The 15,875-nt window shown below is 60.1% G+C and carries 19 protein-coding genes; 10 read left to right on the forward strand and 9 right to left on the reverse strand.

All coding sequences use genetic code 11. The features are described 5' to 3' along the window. Window positions 1-81: 81 nt before the first annotated feature. Window positions 82-444 carry a glyoxalase superfamily protein gene (locus tag U3654_RS10315; protein WP_324751461.1) on the forward strand — a complete coding sequence of 121 codons (363 nt, stop codon included), beginning with the start codon at window positions 82-84 and terminating at the stop codon, window positions 442-444. 17 nt (window positions 445-461) lie between these two features. Here the strand turns inward: U3654_RS10315 and parC are convergent, their stop codons facing one another. Next, window positions 462-2,783 (reverse strand): DNA topoisomerase IV subunit A, encoded by a 2,322-nt coding sequence (gene parC / locus U3654_RS10320; protein ID WP_324751462.1) that lies wholly within the window; start codon window positions 2,781-2,783, stop codon window positions 462-464. A gap of 197 nt (window positions 2,784-2,980) precedes the next feature. Between parC and U3654_RS10325 the strand changes: the two genes are divergently transcribed. The 6 genes from U3654_RS10325 to U3654_RS10350 all read left to right on the forward strand — a co-directional run bounded on the left by U3654_RS10325 (window position 2,981) and on the right by U3654_RS10350 (window position 7,233). Then, window positions 2,981-3,649, forward strand: coding sequence for an SH3 domain-containing protein (locus U3654_RS10325; protein WP_324751463.1), 669 nt, complete (start codon window positions 2,981-2,983; stop codon window positions 3,647-3,649). A gap of 1 nt (window position 3,650) precedes the next feature. Beyond that, a complete protein-coding gene (locus U3654_RS10330; RefSeq protein WP_324751464.1) occupies window positions 3,651-4,499 on the forward strand; it encodes an SDR family oxidoreductase in 849 nt (282 codons plus the stop codon). Window positions 4,500-4,609: 110 nt separating this feature from the next. Then, a complete protein-coding gene (locus U3654_RS10335; RefSeq protein WP_324755263.1) occupies window positions 4,610-4,822 on the forward strand; it encodes a twin transmembrane helix small protein in 213 nt (70 codons plus the stop codon). A 2-nt stretch (window positions 4,823-4,824) separates the two neighbouring features. Continuing rightward, entirely contained in the window at window positions 4,825-5,397 is a 573-nt protein-coding gene (locus tag U3654_RS10340) for a cob(I)yrinic acid a,c-diamide adenosyltransferase (RefSeq protein ID WP_324751466.1), read from the forward strand. 148 nt (window positions 5,398-5,545) lie between these two features. Continuing rightward, window positions 5,546-6,304, forward strand: a complete 759-nt coding sequence (locus tag U3654_RS10345) for an electron transfer flavoprotein subunit beta/FixA family protein (protein WP_324751467.1) — start codon at window positions 5,546-5,548, stop codon at window positions 6,302-6,304. After that, entirely contained in the window at window positions 6,304-7,233 is a 930-nt protein-coding gene (locus tag U3654_RS10350; protein WP_324751468.1) for an electron transfer flavoprotein subunit alpha/FixB family protein, read from the forward strand. Before U3654_RS10345 ends, U3654_RS10350 begins: the two co-directional genes overlap by 1 nt. Before the next feature lie 59 nt (window positions 7,234-7,292). Here U3654_RS10350 and U3654_RS10355 read toward each other — a convergent pair whose 3' ends face one another. Further along, on the reverse strand, window positions 7,293-8,126 hold the full coding sequence (locus U3654_RS10355) for a DUF6473 family protein (protein WP_324751470.1): 834 nt from the start codon (window positions 8,124-8,126) through the stop codon (window positions 7,293-7,295). A 171-nt stretch (window positions 8,127-8,297) separates the two neighbouring features. Here U3654_RS10355 and U3654_RS10360 point away from each other — a divergent pair, with 171 nt between their 5' ends. The 3 genes from U3654_RS10360 to U3654_RS10370 all read left to right on the forward strand — a co-directional run bounded on the left by U3654_RS10360 (window position 8,298) and on the right by U3654_RS10370 (window position 11,086). After that, complete coding sequence (locus U3654_RS10360; RefSeq protein ID WP_324751471.1) at window positions 8,298-9,173, forward strand: 3-hydroxybutyryl-CoA dehydrogenase; 876 nt, start codon at window positions 8,298-8,300, stop codon at window positions 9,171-9,173. A gap of 159 nt (window positions 9,174-9,332) precedes the next feature. Then, entirely contained in the window at window positions 9,333-10,700 is a 1,368-nt protein-coding gene (locus tag U3654_RS10365; RefSeq protein WP_324751472.1) for a hypothetical protein, read from the forward strand. Beyond that, complete coding sequence (locus U3654_RS10370; protein WP_324751473.1) at window positions 10,700-11,086, forward strand: hypothetical protein; 387 nt, start codon at window positions 10,700-10,702, stop codon at window positions 11,084-11,086. The genes U3654_RS10365 and U3654_RS10370 overlap by 1 nt, the downstream gene beginning before the upstream one ends. A 105-nt stretch (window positions 11,087-11,191) precedes the next feature. Here the strand turns inward: U3654_RS10370 and U3654_RS10375 are convergent, their stop codons facing one another. The 7 genes from U3654_RS10375 to U3654_RS10405 form a co-directional block, all read right to left on the reverse strand. Beyond that, window positions 11,192-11,467 (reverse strand): hypothetical protein, encoded by a 276-nt coding sequence (locus U3654_RS10375; RefSeq protein WP_324751474.1) that lies wholly within the window; start codon window positions 11,465-11,467, stop codon window positions 11,192-11,194. A gap of 178 nt (window positions 11,468-11,645) precedes the next feature. Next, window positions 11,646-12,875: a tryptophan synthase subunit beta gene (gene trpB, locus U3654_RS10380; RefSeq protein ID WP_324751475.1), complete on the reverse strand. Its 1,230-nt coding sequence runs from the start codon at window positions 12,873-12,875 to the stop codon at window positions 11,646-11,648. Between the two features lie 196 nt (window positions 12,876-13,071). Further along, window positions 13,072-13,521 carry a GNAT family N-acetyltransferase gene (locus U3654_RS10385; RefSeq protein WP_324751477.1) on the reverse strand — a complete coding sequence of 150 codons (450 nt, stop codon included), beginning with the start codon at window positions 13,519-13,521 and terminating at the stop codon, window positions 13,072-13,074. Beyond that, window positions 13,518-14,162, reverse strand: coding sequence for a phosphoribosylanthranilate isomerase (locus U3654_RS10390; protein ID WP_324751478.1), 645 nt, complete (start codon window positions 14,160-14,162; stop codon window positions 13,518-13,520). Before U3654_RS10390 ends, U3654_RS10385 begins: the two co-directional genes overlap by 4 nt. 6 nt (window positions 14,163-14,168) lie before the next feature. Continuing rightward, window positions 14,169-14,519 (reverse strand): LapA family protein, encoded by a 351-nt coding sequence (locus tag U3654_RS10395; protein WP_324751479.1) that lies wholly within the window; start codon window positions 14,517-14,519, stop codon window positions 14,169-14,171. A 3-nt stretch (window positions 14,520-14,522) separates the two neighbouring features. Next, window positions 14,523-14,804 carry an integration host factor subunit beta gene (ihfB, locus tag U3654_RS10400; protein ID WP_324751480.1) on the reverse strand — a complete coding sequence of 94 codons (282 nt, stop codon included), beginning with the start codon at window positions 14,802-14,804 and terminating at the stop codon, window positions 14,523-14,525. Between the two features lie 221 nt (window positions 14,805-15,025). After that, window positions 15,026-15,799, reverse strand: coding sequence for a sulfite exporter TauE/SafE family protein (locus U3654_RS10405; RefSeq protein ID WP_324751481.1), 774 nt, complete (start codon window positions 15,797-15,799; stop codon window positions 15,026-15,028). Window positions 15,800-15,875: the final 76 nt, after the last annotated feature.

Genomic DNA, 15,875 nt, shown 5'->3' on the forward strand with positions numbered 1-15,875 from the left:
ACGCTGTCCAGCGCAACTCTTGACCGATCACAGATCGCCAGCCACGCTGCGAGGCTTATTGTCACGAGGAGAAGCAAGGCAATGAAGATGCAGGCCCCGATCCCCATCCTGCGCAGTTTTGACGAGGCGGCGGCGCGCGCCTTTTATGTTGAATTTCTGGGCTTTGAGGTTGAGTTTGAGCATCGCTTTGATCCGGATGCACCTCTTTACCTGTCGTTGAGGTGCGGCGAATGCGCGCTGCATGTGTCCGAGCACCACGGCGATGCCACGCCCGGCTCTGCCTTGCGCATTGAGGTCGAGGATGTCCATGGATATTGCCGCGATCTGAACGCGCGCAAATACAAAAACGCCCGACCCGGCGTGCAGCGCCAGCCTTGGGGCTTCGACGATATGAAGATCAACGATCCGGCGGGCAACAGGTTGATTTTCTGCACGGCCTACTAGATCTTAGACGGCGAAGCTCATCCAGTGAACTTGTTGTCGCGAGGAAAACCGCGCGGTGCCATACGTCCGCTGCCTGCGCGCTTGCCGATCCATTCGTCCAGCGCCGTTTCCGTACGGGTGCGCCCGGCGGGGTCCAACCAGCTCAGACCATCCTCGATGCTAAATGTCGCCGCGTCGCTCAGACCGCCATCCTTGTATTTCTGCAGCCTTACGCCTTTGCCCCTGCCCATTTCCGGCAGTTCGGACAGTGCAAAAATCAACACTTTACGATTTTCACCGACCACGGCGACGTGATCACCGGTGACGGGTTTGCAGACTAGTGCACGGGCGGGTGCGCGCACATTTAGCACCTGCTTGCCGCCGCGTGTCTGGGCCATGACTTCATCCTCGGGCACGACAAAGCCGTCGCCAGCAGACGACGCCACCAGCAGCTTGCGGCCCGTCTGGTGGATTAGAATATCGATGATCTCGGCCTCGTTGGGCAGATCGACCATCAGGCGCAACGGTTCGCCCATGCCGCGCCCGCCGGGCAGGGTGGAGGCAGGAAGCGTGTAAAAGCGGCCATTGCCAGCAAAGACCAGCAGGCGGTCGGTCGTCTCGGCATGGAACAGGAAACGCGGACCATCACCATCCTTGAACTTCAGCTCACGCGTCAGGTCGATATGGCCGGTCAACGCGCGAATCCAGCCCATTTGACTGCACACCACGGTGATCGGTTCGCGGTCGATCATAGCCTCTAGCGGCACGTCCTCGACCTCGCCCGCCACGGCGAACTGGGTGCGACGCGCGCCGCCCTCGTAGGATTTGCCAAACGCCTTCTTCACCTCGCGCAACTGGTCCGCAATGGTATCCCATTGGGCTTCGGGCCGCTCCAGCAGATCCTCCAGCCCGGCACGCTCTTCCATCAGCGCGCTCTGCTCTTTCAGCAGCTCGATTTCCTCCAGCCGCCGCAGGCTGCGCAGGCGCATGTTCAGGATCGACTCGGCCTGCACATCGCTTAGCCCATCCGCATCGCCCCCGGCGGGCGAGACATAATCGGATTCGTCCGTCGCACGCACAAAATCACGGCTCCAATCCTCACGCATCAGTGCGGGTTTGGGTGCATCGTCATAGCGGATGATGTCGATCACGCGGTCAAGGTTCAGGAAGGCTACGATCAGCCCTTCCAGCACCTCCAGCCGGTGGTCGATCTTTTCCATCCGGTGCAGCGAGCGGCGCTGAAGCACTTCGCGGCGGAAATCGAGGAAGGCGCGCAGCACCTCCTTCATCGAGCAGACTTTTGGTGTAACTCCGTCAATCAAGACGTTCATATTCAAAGAAAATCGCACTTCGAGATCCGAGTTGCGATACATCATGCCCATCAGCACCTCGGGCGCGACATTCTTGCTACGCGGCTCAAGGATGAGGCGAATATCCTCGGCGCTTTCGTCGCGCACATCAGCGAGGATCGGAATTTTCTTGAGTTGGATAACCTCGGCGATCTTTTCGATCAGCCTCGATTTCTGGACCTGATATGGGATCTCAGTCACGACGATCTGCCACTGACCGCGGCCCAGATCCTCAACCTCCCACTTGCAGCGCAGGCGGAACGCACCGCGCCCGGTGCGATAGGCCTGCGCGATGTTTTCGGGCGGCTCGACGATAACGCCGCCAGTCGGAAAATCGGGGCCGGGGACGAAATTCAGCAAGGTGTCGTCGCGCGCATCCGGCACTTTGATCAAGTGCAGGCAGGCGTCGATCAGCTCGACGATGTTATGAGGCGGGATATTGGTCGCCATGCCCACCGCGATACCGCTGGATCCGTTGGCCAGCAGGTTCGGAAAGGACGCGGGCAGCACGACGGGTTCGGTCAGCGTGCCGTCGTAATTGTCCCTGAAATCAACGGCGTTCTCAGCCAGCCCGTCCAACAGCGCCTCGGCGGCTACTGTCATGCGCGCCTCGGTATAGCGCGCAGCGGCGGGGTTATCGCCGTCGATATTGCCGAAATTGCCCTGCCCGTCGACCAGCGGATAGCGCACTGCAAAATCCTGAGCGAGGCGCGCCATGGCGTCATAGATCGCCGCATCGCCGTGCGGGTGATAGTTGCCCATCACGTCGCCGCTGATCTTGGCCGACTTTCTGAAGCCGCCTGTGGAACTTAGCCGCAGTTCGCGCATTGCATACAGGATACGGCGGTGCACCGGCTTTAGTCCGTCGCGCGCGTCGGGCAATGCACGGTGCATGATCGTGCTGAGCGCATAGGTCAGATACCGGTCACCGATCGCCCGACGCAGGGGTTCGGACAATTCGGTTGGTGTGGCGCTGGAGGGCGCGGAAGGGTCTTTGATATCATCGCTCATGCGGGCTGTGATAGCTGTGGCGCCAAAGCACGTAAAGCGCCTGTCTGAGCATGAGCGCGTCTTTTACCGTTCTGAAGGGGCGCGAATCGTGTAAACTAGAGTGTGCGAGGGTTCGGCTGCTGCCTGCTGACGATCGGACATATAAAATGTTGGGCGACTGTACGCTCGCAAATCGATAGCAATGGGGGTTGCAAACCATGTGGCGTTTCATCCTGATCAGCTTCGCCTTTCTGGGCCTCGTTTTCTACCACACCAGCGGTGGTAGTGATTACGCGCCTGCCCCAAATTCGCTTCAGGTCGCATGGCAGGGAAAATCGCTGTTCGCCGAGCCGCGCCCGGTACCTGCACCCACGCAGATCGTCGAGGCCGAGATGCCGCCGCTTCAGGTCGCGGCATCCAATTCTCGGACCAAAGCAACAACCGCTAAAAATACAAAGCGCAAGCCGGCGCTGCGCGAGGCCACCACCTTCGCCGGCCTGTCCGGGCTGTCCGAGGATGAGACAGGCGGATTCGGCATCACACTGGCCTCGATGACACGCCCGCTAAGTGGTGGGGATGCCATGGATCAGCGCGCGCCCGCCCGCACCGACACATTCGACGTCGAAACGCTGGTCAGCGACGTTCAAAGTACGCCGATTGCCGAGGCGGTCATTTCTTCGCGAGGGCCTGCCGACATTCGTAGCGTCGCGGGAGATGTCGCCAACATGCGCAGCGGTCCCGGCACCGATTTTGACAAGGTCGACCAATTGACGCGCGGCACTAACGTCGAGATACTGGACCGGCGTGGTGCGTGGGTCGAGTTGCGCGATTTGGACACCGGCCAGACCGGTTGGATGGCCGATTGGCTGGTCACGGCGGCCAACTGATTTGACCATAGTAAATGGCGCCACTCAGCGCTCGATCCTTATCACCGGCTGCTCGTCGGGCATCGGCTATGATGCCGCTCACGGGCTGGCCGCGCGTGGATGGCGCGTGTTTGCCGCCTGCCGCAAACCCGAGGATTGCGCGCGGCTGCAAGGCGAAGGGCTGCACAGCCCGCAGATCGACTATGCCGACACAGAGTCCATCGCAGCGGGCCTCGCCGAAGTGCTGGAGATCACTGGCGGCCGACTGGACGCGCTGTTTAATAACGGCGCTTTCGCCTGCCCCGGCCTGGTAGAGGATCTGCCAACAGGCGCGCTGCGCGAGATATTCGAGACGAACCTCTTTGGCTGGCACGACCTGACGCGCCGCGTGATCCCAGTGATGCGCGCCCAAGGATCTGGGCGTATCGTGCAATGCTCGTCGGTGCTGGGCCTCGTGACGCTGCCATGGCGTGGCGCCTATAATGCGACGAAATTCGCTGTCGAAGGTCTGAGCGACACCATGCGAATCGAGCTGCGCGGCACCGGCATAGACGTCAGCCTGATCGAGCCGGGGCCAGTCACGTCCCTGATCCGTCAGAACTCCATCCCGCATTTCGAGCGCTGGATTGATTGGGAAAACTCACCCCGCGAGGCCGATTACCGCGCGGGCCTGCAAAAGCGGCTTTATACGTCGAACGGCCCTGACACGTTCGAGTTGCCTCCGTCGGCCGTCACCAAAAAACTGATCCATGCGGTCGAGGCGCGCCGTCCACGTGCGCGCTATTATGTCACGCTGCCGACCCATGCGATGGGCTTTGCGCGGCGCATTCTGCCCACCCGCGCATTGGACTGGATGCTGTCGCGCGCCTGAGATGTGCCTGAGGCGTGCTGGTTTTTCCCTTTCGACTTTCGCCACAACCGGTCTAAATGCGGCCCAAACGCTTGGCAGACGCCCAGCAGACCCACACCCCGGAGGCATCAATGCTCAAAGACCCGCTTTTCCTGCTCGTCGCCGCCGCGTGCCTTGTCGTCGCGGCGATTCTCGCGATGGGCATCAGCACCTTCGGCAAGGAAGGCGTGGAAAACGGCAAACGCGCGAACAAATTTATGCGCTGGCGCATCATTGCGCAGTTTATCGCCGTCATTGTCATTCTGGCCTTTGTCACCATCCACAAACAATTCGGAGGCCAATGATCATGGTCGTTCTCAACAAGATTTATACCCGCACCGGCGACAAGGGCGACACCGCCCTCGGCAATGGCAGCCGCGTCGCCAAACATTCGGCCCGCGTATCCGCCTACGGCACAGTCGACGAGGTGAACGCGACCCTAGGCATGGCGCGTCTGCATGCGACGGGCGAAACCGATGAGGCACTGGCGCGGATCCAGAACGACCTGTTCGATTTGGGCGCTGACCTCTGCAACCCGGACATCGAAAAGGACGGAGAGGCGGAATATCCACCCTTGCGCGTCGCGCAGAGTCAGGTCGACCGCCTTGAGGCCGAAATCGACGCCATGACCAAGGTGCTGGACCCCCTGCGCAGCTTTATCCTCCCGGGCGGTACAGATTTGGCCGCCTATCTGCATCTCTGCCGCACCGTTTCGCGCCGTGCCGAGCGTTTGGCGACCGAATTGGCTGAGCTCGAGACCGTGAACCCGGCCGCTGTCAAATACCTCAATCGCCTCAGCGACTGGTTTTTCGTCGCGGGCCGCATGGCCAACAACGGCGGTAAAGACGACGTGCTGTGGGTTCCGGGCGCGAACCGCTAGGCGCAGCCGAACATGGTTGCAATCTGACCGCGACAAAACGTGACGATTTTACGCTGTTTTCCGCAACATCAATTCTGTATCAACGCCGATGAGAGCTTTTTGAAGAGTCGCATTGTGGCTCTTTGTCAATCTGATGGAGATTATGCCAATGAAGGTGCTCGTGCCTGTCAAACGCGTGATCGACTACAACGTGAAGGTCCGCGTCAAGGCGGACGGAAGCGGTGTCGATCTTGCCAACGTCAAAATGTCGATGAACCCGTTCGACGAAATCGCCGTCGAAGAGGCGATCCGCCTCAAGGAGGCCGGCAAGGCCGAAGAGGTCATCGCCGTCTCGATCGGGGTCAAGCAAAGCCAGGAAACTCTGCGCACCGCATTGGCGATGGGCGCCGACCGTGCCATTCTGGTCATCGCCTCCGAGGACGTGAACACCGATATCGAGCCGCTGGCCGTCGCCAAGATCCTCAAGGCGATCATCGACGAAGAGCAACCCGGCCTCGTTATTGCGGGCAAGCAGGCGATCGACAATGACATGAACGCTACGGGCCAGATGCTGTCAGCGCTGATGGGCTGGTCGCAGGGCACGTTTGCCAGCGCGCTGGATATCGAGGGCGATCATGCGCTGGTCACCCGCGAGGTCGATGGCGGCCTCCAGACGATCAAAGTCAAGATGCCCAGCATCATCACCGTCGATCTGCGCCTGAACGAACCGCGGTATGCGTCGCTTCCCAATATCATGAAGGCCAAGAAAAAGCCGATGGATGAAAAATCCGCCGCCGATTACGGCGTCGATGTCACGCCGCGCTTGCAGGTCACCGGCACGGTCGAGCCTGAGGCGCGCAAAGCGGGCGAAATCGTCGGTTCGGTAGACGAGCTGGTCGCGAAACTCAAAGAAGTGGGGGCTGTGTAATGGCTGTTCTTCTCCTTGCCGAAGTTACCGATGGCGAACTGGCGTTTGACGCCACCGCCAAGGCCGTAACCGCCGCGATCAAGCTGGGCGACGTCACCGCCCTCTGCTGTGGTGCCTCTGCCGCTGCCGCTGGCGAAGCGGCTGCGAAAATCAAGGGCATTTCCAAGGTGCTGGTCGCCGAGGATCCCTCGCTGGGGCACCGCCTCGCGGAACCGACGGCCGCATTGATCGTGTCGCTCGCGGGCGACTACGAACATATCGTCGCCCCCGCCACGACCGACGCCAAGAACGTGCTGCCGCGCGTCGCGGCCTTGCTGGACGTCATGGTCATCTCTGATGTCTCTGGCATCGTGTCCTCTGACACGTTCGAGCGCCCCATCTACGCGGGCAACGCAATCCAGACGGTCAAGTCGATCGACCCAAAGAAGGTCGTCAGCATCCGCACGTCTACCTTTGATGCTGCCAGCGAGGGCGGCTCGGCCTCGGTCGAGACGATTTCTGCCGTCGCAAATCCCGGCCTCTCCGAATGGGTCGAGGACAAGGTTGCTGCCTCGGACCGCCCCGAGCTGACATCAGCAGGCGTTGTCGTCTCGGGCGGTCGCGGTGTCGGCAGCAAAGAGGACTTTGCCATGATCGAAAAGTTGGCCGATGCCCTCGGCGCAGCTGTCGGCGCGTCGCGCGCGGCGGTCGATTCGGGCTATGCACCGAACGACTGGCAGGTCGGCCAAACCGGTAAGGTGGTCGCGCCCGATCTTTATGTCGCCGTCGGCATCTCGGGGGCGATCCAGCACCTCGCGGGCATGAAAGACAGCAAGATCATCGTCGCGATCAACAAGGATGAAGAGGCGCCAATCTTTCAGGTCGCTGATTACGGTTTGGTCGCCGACCTCTTTGAGGCCGTGCCGGAGTTGACCAAGAAACTTGGCTGAGAGACTCTGTCAAGACCCAATGACAAGACCCGCCCGTAATCGCAGGCGGGTCTTTTTTGTCAATCTCCCAGATACTTGCGCATGATCGGCAAGAGCGCTTCGGCAGCCGCGTCATGCGCGGCGGGTCCCAGTAGTTCGGCGGCGGCAACCGCCTCGAACTCGGAATGGACCATACCTTGTGTGCCGCTCAAACGTGCCGCGCTGTTCGCCGTGGCATCGACGATACCGGCAGTACACCCGGCCAGCGCGCGCAACATGGCGCACGTGACAAAAGCCGGGTCCTCGGCGATGCCCGGCACGTCCGCACGATCCTGCGGCGGATGGGACGACATCCACAACAGCACGACTGGCGCGTCGATGCGGTCCACCAGCAGCTTCATCCGCGCAACCCACGCTTCTTGAAGCTCAAGACGTAGCAATGCGAACCGATCCGGCCCGACATGTGCCAGATATCCCAGCATGTGCCGCGTAAAGTGAAACTCGGTAAAATCCACCTCAGAGAAAATCGCACGTAGAACGGAAGTTGCCTGCACGAACCGGTCATTGCGTCGTGGATGCACCGTGTAAAACCTATTCGACATGTTCTGCGCGCCTGCCACCTGCAACACCGTCACCTGTGCCATGGACGCAGCCGCAAGAACATCGTGATCGTGCAAAAACACATCGGCACCTGCGTTCGGCCAGCCCAGATTGACACAAGGCGCACCCAGCCGATCCTCGACCAGCGCCGGAAACGGTCGGCGGATAAATTTGCCATACGTCTCGGTCCCGCCCAAGAATGCAGCGTAGCGACCTGTCAGCGCACGCTCCGGTCCACGAAAGAGAAGTTTTGACGCGCCATATCGGCACGGCGCGTAATCAAGGGGCGTCGCCCCCAGTTTTTCATAAGCCATTTTTCCCACCATGATATTCACCCAAGGTCGAGAATCAGCGCAATCCCTTTAGAAATGGATAAAGTGCGATTTCGAATAAACCTTTAGCGTCACCGCCCCTTCCTAACGCGCCCCTTGCAGGCCCCCGGTCCGGGGGCCTATTGTGCGCCAAACGGCAAGCAGGACAGTGACATGGACATCCAGACAATCGGCATCGTCGGCGCAGGGCAGATGGGCAACGGCATCGCGCATGTCATGGCACTGGCTGGCTACCATGTGCAGATGACCGACGTGAGCCAAGACGCGCTGGACGCGGCAATGCAGACGATGCGCACCAATCTCGAACGGCAGGTCAGCCGCGAAAAAATCTCGCAGGGCGACATGGACGGCGCGCTGGAGCGAATCGATACCACCCTGACGCTGACCGATCTGGGCCAGAACGATCTGATCATCGAGGCCGCTACCGAGCGTGAGACTGTGAAACAGGCGATCTTTGAGGATCTGCTACCGCACCTCAAGCCAGACACGATCCTGACGTCGAACACCTCATCGATCTCGATTACTCGCCTCGCCAGCCGCACCGACCGGCCTGAAAAATTCATGGGCTTTCACTTCATGAACCCGGTCCCGGTGATGAGTCTGGTCGAATTGATTCGCGGCATCGCCACCGATAAGGAAACCTACGAATCTTGCCTAAAGGTCGTTGAAAAACTTGGGAAAACAGCCGCGTCGGCTGAAGATTTTCCCGGCTTTATCGTCAACCGAATCCTGATGCCGATGATCAACGAGGCGGTCTATACCCTCTACGAGGGCGTCGGTAACGTGCGCTCAATCGACCAGTCGATGAAGTTGGGCGCGAATCATCCGATGGGCCCGCTAGAGCTGGCCGATTTCATCGGGCTGGACACCTGCCTTGCCATTATGAACGTGCTGCATGACGGGCTGGCCGATACGAAATACCGCCCCTGTCCGCTGCTGACAAAATATGTCGAGGCCGGTTGGCTGGGCCGCAAGACCGGGCGCGGCTTTTATGATTATCGCGGCGACGAACCGGTGCCGACGCGCTGACCAAAGTATTCAGACATGGATATTTGAGACCAAAAAAGCCAGGATGCTCCCCCCAGCCCCTCACGGCAAATGTTGAAATAAGTGCTTCTGTTGGCCGCACTGTGGCCAACATTCCTTTTCAGACAAGACACTTGACGCATTCTCAGAGGGAGAGATCAGGTGAGTTTTGTCTCGAAAATATCTTCGACAGAAAATCCGCCTCTGGAGCGGAGGTGTCCCGAAGCCTTCGGGGGGCTCGACCTAAACTTTTGCCGCAACCCCGCGTGCGGCAGCTTCGGTGTGCATCCGGACCCGTTCAAAAGGCCAGGTGGAGAACCACCGGCACCGCCGGACGTCCTGCGAGGCGAGGTCAAAGGCACGAAGCACGAAGCACGAAGCAGGAAGCACGAAGCACGAAGCACGAAGCACGAAGAGTTCTTTCAATGCCCAACCTGCAACAAGTCCTCGCGGATCAAGAATAACTGCGCGATTACCGAAGAAAACCAACGCCTCAAGCATTTGCAAGAGCACGATCCAACCGTGCCTTCCTGCAAGACGCCGGGATGCTTCGCGCAGGGGATGGCGCCCGAGGCGCATCCCGAGTTCTACCGGCGGTTCAGCAAGACGGCGAATGGCGATCCGCGCTTCCAGTGCCGTCTGTGCTCGAAGACCTTCTTGATCGGCCAGCCGGCGCGCCGGCATCTGCGAAGCGACAAGAACCGGGTGATCTTCCAGATGCTGTGCAACGAGGTGTCGTTGTCGAAGATCTGCAAAATTACCGACACCTCCTACCGCGATCTCTACGGCAAGATCGACTTCTTCCACGACCAGATCCAGGGATTCATCGCCCAGCGTGAGGATTTCTCTCGGGTTGATTTCCGGGAGGTCGGCTCACGGTTCGCCACGGACAGCCAGACGCTGATGCTGAACTGGCCGACAAAGCGCAAGCGGACACCGGTGGCGGTCCAACATCTCTGCACGGCACATCACCGCTCCGGGTTCATCATGGAGGCAGCGTTCCAGTTCGACCCCACGATGACGATGGATCAAGCCGAGGAGCAGGCCCTCGCGGCCAACGAGGAGAGCCTCTCGGTCGCGTTCCGCCAACATGCGCGCATCTGGACGAAGACCGAGTTCCAAGACTACCTCGTGCGCCTCAAGAAACGGCAGAAGGTGCAGGAGATCGAACTCTACCAGCTGCCCCACCAGGGCGTCCTGGTGCGCTATGACATCCTCCAGTATGCCCACGCTCTTCGGGTCCAGCAGATGCTTTCCGGGGCCGATGTGCCGCTCCTGATGGTGATGGATGACGACCGCGGCTTGCAGCAGGCGTTTCAGGCGGCATTTGTCGAAGAGATATGTCAGCGCAAAGCCGAGATCGCGGTTGTCAGCTTCGATAAGGAGATGACCAACGATATGCGCAACTACACCGTCGCGGCAGGGCAGGCACTGCTATCGGGGGTCTCCGGGATGCTCATAAACCAGATCCGGCAGCTATCCGACAAAGACTATGCCCGGCTGTCGATTTCGCGCTGTCAATCCAGGTGATGGGATGGCCGCTGAATCTCGGCGCCCGTTTTCCGTTCTCGAGGAAATCCGAGCCGAACAAGGTGGTGAAGGTGCCGACCTGGCGGCCTGGACGCGATGCGATGTCGGCAGCACGCCTGATCCGTCGCGCGACCCTGCGGAGCGTGGGTTCCTACTTCCACAAGTTCCGTTCCAATGTCCGCTTCGCCTCTCGACCGTCCATTTCCAGCGGGAATGTCGGCCGCACTTGGGACAAGCAGTATCTCTATAAGCCGGAGGTGATGGCCAAGATGGTGCAGATATACCGATTCTACCACAACTGGTGCGATCCGGGCGATGACAAGAAAACGCCCGCGATGCGGATCGGGCTCGCACGCGGGCGGGTTTATGAGCGGGATTTCATGTAGATTTGGGCACTTGGGCCTAAAGCTTGATGTAGTGCTTTTGCAGAACCTTCAGCGCCGATTTATCGGTCTCGTGGAATGCCACATGCTTTCTGTCGCGCAGCCGGATCAGGTAGATCGCATGATGCCGCCTGCGCCCCCGATGGCTGCTCCGGCGAGTAATCCAAGACCACCGGTCAAGACGCCGCCAGCAATCGCCCAGCCGGCCGCACCGCCGGCAGAGCGATAGGTTTCTTCATCCATCTGCCGCATCGTCTCGATGTCATCCGGGAAATACTTGGTGGAACGGAAGCCTTTCCCACACACGATGACGAAGCCCTTTCTCCACGAAGGGTCGATGCGAACTCGCGAGATGCCATCCGATGCGCCAAGGAGCTTTGCCATCCGTTTCTTCTCCTATCGACTGGGATGCTTGGCAGATAGGGAAATGGAAGAGCGAAAAGAAAAGCTCGCAGCGTAAAGGCTGCGAGCTTCAACATTTGCCGTAAGGCGCTGGGCCATGCACCCGGCTTTTCTATGGTCCAAACATCCAGTTCCCGCTGTCCCAAGCGGCGCTGGCGGTTCAGTCGTCCTCTTCCAAGCCAAAGCCGAGATGCTTTGCCACGGTAAAAATATCTTTGTCGCCGCGTCCGCACATATTCATGATGATGATATGATCCTTGGGCAGGTCGGGCGCGATTTTCATGACATGGGCCAAGGCATGGCTAGGCTCCAGAGCGGGGATGATGCCCTCTTGCGCACAGCTCAACTGGAACGCTTCCAGTGCCTCCTTGTCGGTGATGGCGACATATTGCGCGCGCCCTATATCGTGCAGCCAGCTATGCTCGGGGCCGATGCCCGGATAGTCGAGGCCCGCTGAAATCGAATAGCCTTCGAGGATCTGACCGTCATCGTCCTGTAGCAGATAGGTACGATTACCGTGCAGCACACCGGGACGCCCGCCAGTTAGCGAGGCACAATGCTCCATCTTGGCGGTGACGCCTTTGCCGCCCGCTTCGACGCCGATAATCGCGACGTCCTTGTCATCAAGAAAGGGATAGAACAGGCCCATGGCGTTCGATCCACCGCCGATGGCAGCGATCAGCGTGTCCGGTAGACGGCCCTCGGCCTTCAGGATCTGCTCTTTGGCCTCTGTGCCGATGATGCTCTGGAAATCACGGACCATGGCCGGATAGGGATGCGGCCCGGCCACCGTGCCAATGCAGTAGAACGTGTCGCGCACGTTGGTCACCCAGTCGCGCAGCGCATCGTTCATAGCGTCCTTCAGCGTGCCGCGCCCTGATGTGACGGGGATCACCTCGGCACCCAGCAGGCGCATGCGGAACACGTTGGGTTTCTGACGCTCAACGTCATGCGCGCCCATATAGACCACGCATTTCAGGCCGAACTTGGCGCAAACCGTTGCTGTGGCAACGCCATGCTGGCCTGCGCCCGTCTCGGCGATGATGCGCGTCTTGCCCATGCGGCGGGCGAGGATGATCTGGCCCAGCACGTTGTTGATCTTGTGTGCGCCGGTATGGTTCAGCTCGTCCCGCTTGAGATAAATCTTGGCCCCGCCCAGATGCTGTGTCAGCCGGTCAGCGTAATAAAGGGGGCTGGGGCGGCCTACATAATGGGTCCAGAGGTCATGCATTTCAGCCCAGAAGCTGTCGTCAGTCTTGGCGTGCTCATACTGCTCTTCCAACTCAAGGATAAGCGGCATCAGCGTCTCGGAGACAAAGCGCCCGCCAAATTCGCCAAAGCGGCCCCTTTCATCGGGACCGGTCATGAAGCTGTTGAAAAGATCGTTCATATCGCTGGCCTCTCCGTCATGCACACTAAGGCGTTTCGCCTTTACCCTGAGACATCAGATAAAGGCGAAACGCGCGCAACGCTCATATGTTGCGCGCGTTTCCCGAAAATCTGTGATTCAGGTTTTTCGCGAAACGCTTTAGCGCGATGAATATGGGACGCGGGCAGGGTTTTCCAGCGAAAAGGCGCCCTGCGGGTCAGTCCAGCGTACGCTTGAACCCGGTATGTGTCGCGGCAAAGCCTAGGGATTCGTAGAACCGCCGCGCGTCTGTGCGCGACTCGTTCATCGTCAGTTGAACCAGTGAGCATCCGGCGGCGCGGGCGCGACCATAGGCATCCTCGAACATCGCGCGACCGATCCCCTGCCCGCGTTGATCGCCGGCCACGCGCACGCTTTCGATTTGCGCACGGCGCGCGGCATGCAGGGATAACCCGCTGATGAACGTGATCTGATAGGTGGCGACGACCTTACCCTCCGGCTCGACTCCGACGATCAGGTGATTGCCACATTCCTCGCCAATCCGCTGAAATGCCGCGAGGTAGGGGGTAATATCCGGCGCTTCGCGTGTGCGGCCCAATACATCGTCTGCCAGCAGCGCGACCACAGCCGACACGTCGGCCAGGGTCGCGTCGCGGAACGCTATCATCCGCGCGCAGCGTCGGCGAAGGCGCGCATCAGGTCCGCGTCCTTGACACCCGGCGCGCTTTCAATGCCGGAACTCACATCTAGCTGGCGCGCACCCGTGGCTTGCACCGCTTCGGCGACATTTTCGGGCGTAAGGCCCCCCGCCAGCATCCATGGCAGCAGCCAGCGGCGTCCGGCAATCAGCGACCAATCAAAGGCCAGCGCATTGCCGCCCGGCACGCCAGAGCCCTTTGGCGGCTTGGCATCGATCAAAAGCTGATCGGCAACGCCCGCATATACATCAATCAGCGACAGGTCCGAGGCTTCACCGATACCGATCGCCTTCATCACTGGCAGACCATAGCGCGCCTTGATTTCAGCGACGCGCGCGGCGGTTTCTTGTCCGTGCAGTTGCAGCATGTCGAGCGGCACGGCAGAGGTCAGCGCATCCAGTTCCGCGTCGCCTGCGTCCACAGTCAGCGCGACCTTGCGGATACCTTTGGGTGTGGCCAGCGCCAGTGCGGCGGCCGCGTCCGTTTCCAGATGTCGCGGCGAGCGGCGAAAGAAAACGAACCCGACATAATGTGCGCCCGCATCAACGGCGGCCACTACGTCCTCGGGCTGGGTCAGCCCGCACATCTTGATACGAATATCTTTGGTCATGTCGGATCAGCGGCCATCATCCAACAGCGCGAGGACGTCGTCTTTGCCCTCATGCTTTTGGGCCTTCAGGCGCTTGATCTCGGCGCGCAGACGAGTCATTTCGCGCGCCTGCTTGGCGGCAGCGGCGCGTTCGCCCGCCTCACGAATCCATTCCCAAATAAAACCAAGGATCAAACCGGCCAGAATCCCGCCAAAGATGACCACAAATAGCGGCACCTCATGCGCAGGGCTGAGCGCGGTGAAGCTGGTCAGCTCCGGCGGCACCAAACGGATCGGCACCCAAACGCGATTAGCCAAGGCGATAAGGATAAGGGCCAGCGCGAAGATGGCGATCGAGACGTAGCGAATATAGCGCATGTATTACTTTCCGTTCAGGCGGTCCCGCAAGAGCTTGCCAGTCTTGAAGAAGGGCACATGTTTCTCTTCAACAGGAACGGATTCGCCCGTCCGTGGGTTCCGCCCGATCCGCGCATCGCGCTTTTTGACCGAAAACGCGCCAAAACCACGTAGCTCTACCCGGTTGCCCGCCGCCATGGCATCGGTGATCTCGTTGAAGACGGTGTTTACGATCCGCTCCACATCGCGTTGGTAAAGATGTGGATTTTCATCGGCGATCTTTTGAATCAGTTCCGATCGGATCATATGTTTTCCCCCCGAGTCGTTTTGTTTCAGGCCTTTGCGGCTTTAACCGGAGTATAGGTTGAAACACGCGAAACGAAAACAGAAAGCGCCGTAAGATACCCGAAATCTGCCAGTTTCATCTCATGCGTGCGCCCTTGACCGCCGATTGGGCAGGCTGCGCGCCCTCTTTGGGACCGATGAATGGCCCATAGCGGTCTGACGCGCGGGCCGATTCGCACAGATCACAACGTTATCAGGCCCCGCCTGAGCAGGTTCAGCCCCGCGATCAACAGGATCCACAGCGTCAAACGCTTGAATAGGGTCTGGTCGATTCGATCCTGTATCTGGAACCCCGTCCAGATACCCAGTAGCGCGGGCGGCACCAGCGCCAGCGACAGCGGCAATGTCTGGGCGTTCAGCACGCCCGACGCGACATGCGCGCCCGCCAGCGCAATGGCACCAAGGCCATAGATTACGCCCTGCACGCGCACCTGTTCGCGTTTTTCAGTTTCCATCGCCGTCAGCATCGCCACGGTAATCGGCCCCCAAACGCCCGAAAGGCCACCGATAAACCCGGCCCCGCCCCCCAAGGCAGCCTCCAACCGTCGCCCCGGACGCAAAGGCAGGCGCAGTGGGTGGCCCGCCAGCGTCGCAGCAGCGTAGATCACCAGAGGCACCGCAATGATCAACAACAGCGTCGAGGCAGACAGCACCGGCACCAGCTGCGCGCTCAGCACCAGCGCCACGCCCCCGGCTAGCAGATAGACGTGGAACCGCCGGATCGATGCTGCCGCCGCGAGCGACCCCTGTCGCAGCGCCTGCCACGCGTTCGTCAGCAGCGTCGGCACAATTAGGCAGGCCAGCGCCAAATCCGGAGCGACAAAGCTACTGAGCCCCGACAGCAAAATCAGCGGCATGGCAAAACCGACGACACCCTTTACCACTCCCGCGCCCAACGCGATTGCATAGGCAAAGAGCCACAGTTCAGGCGGACCAAGGGGGGCGAAAATCTCCATGCTTTGGTCCTTAAGGCGTTTTGACATGTTGTTGAATCACAATAATATATCAAGGCGCCCACAACAAACGAGTGTT

The organism is Roseovarius sp. Pro17 (assembly GCF_035599575.1).
GTDB lineage: Bacteria > Pseudomonadota > Alphaproteobacteria > Rhodobacterales > Rhodobacteraceae > Roseovarius.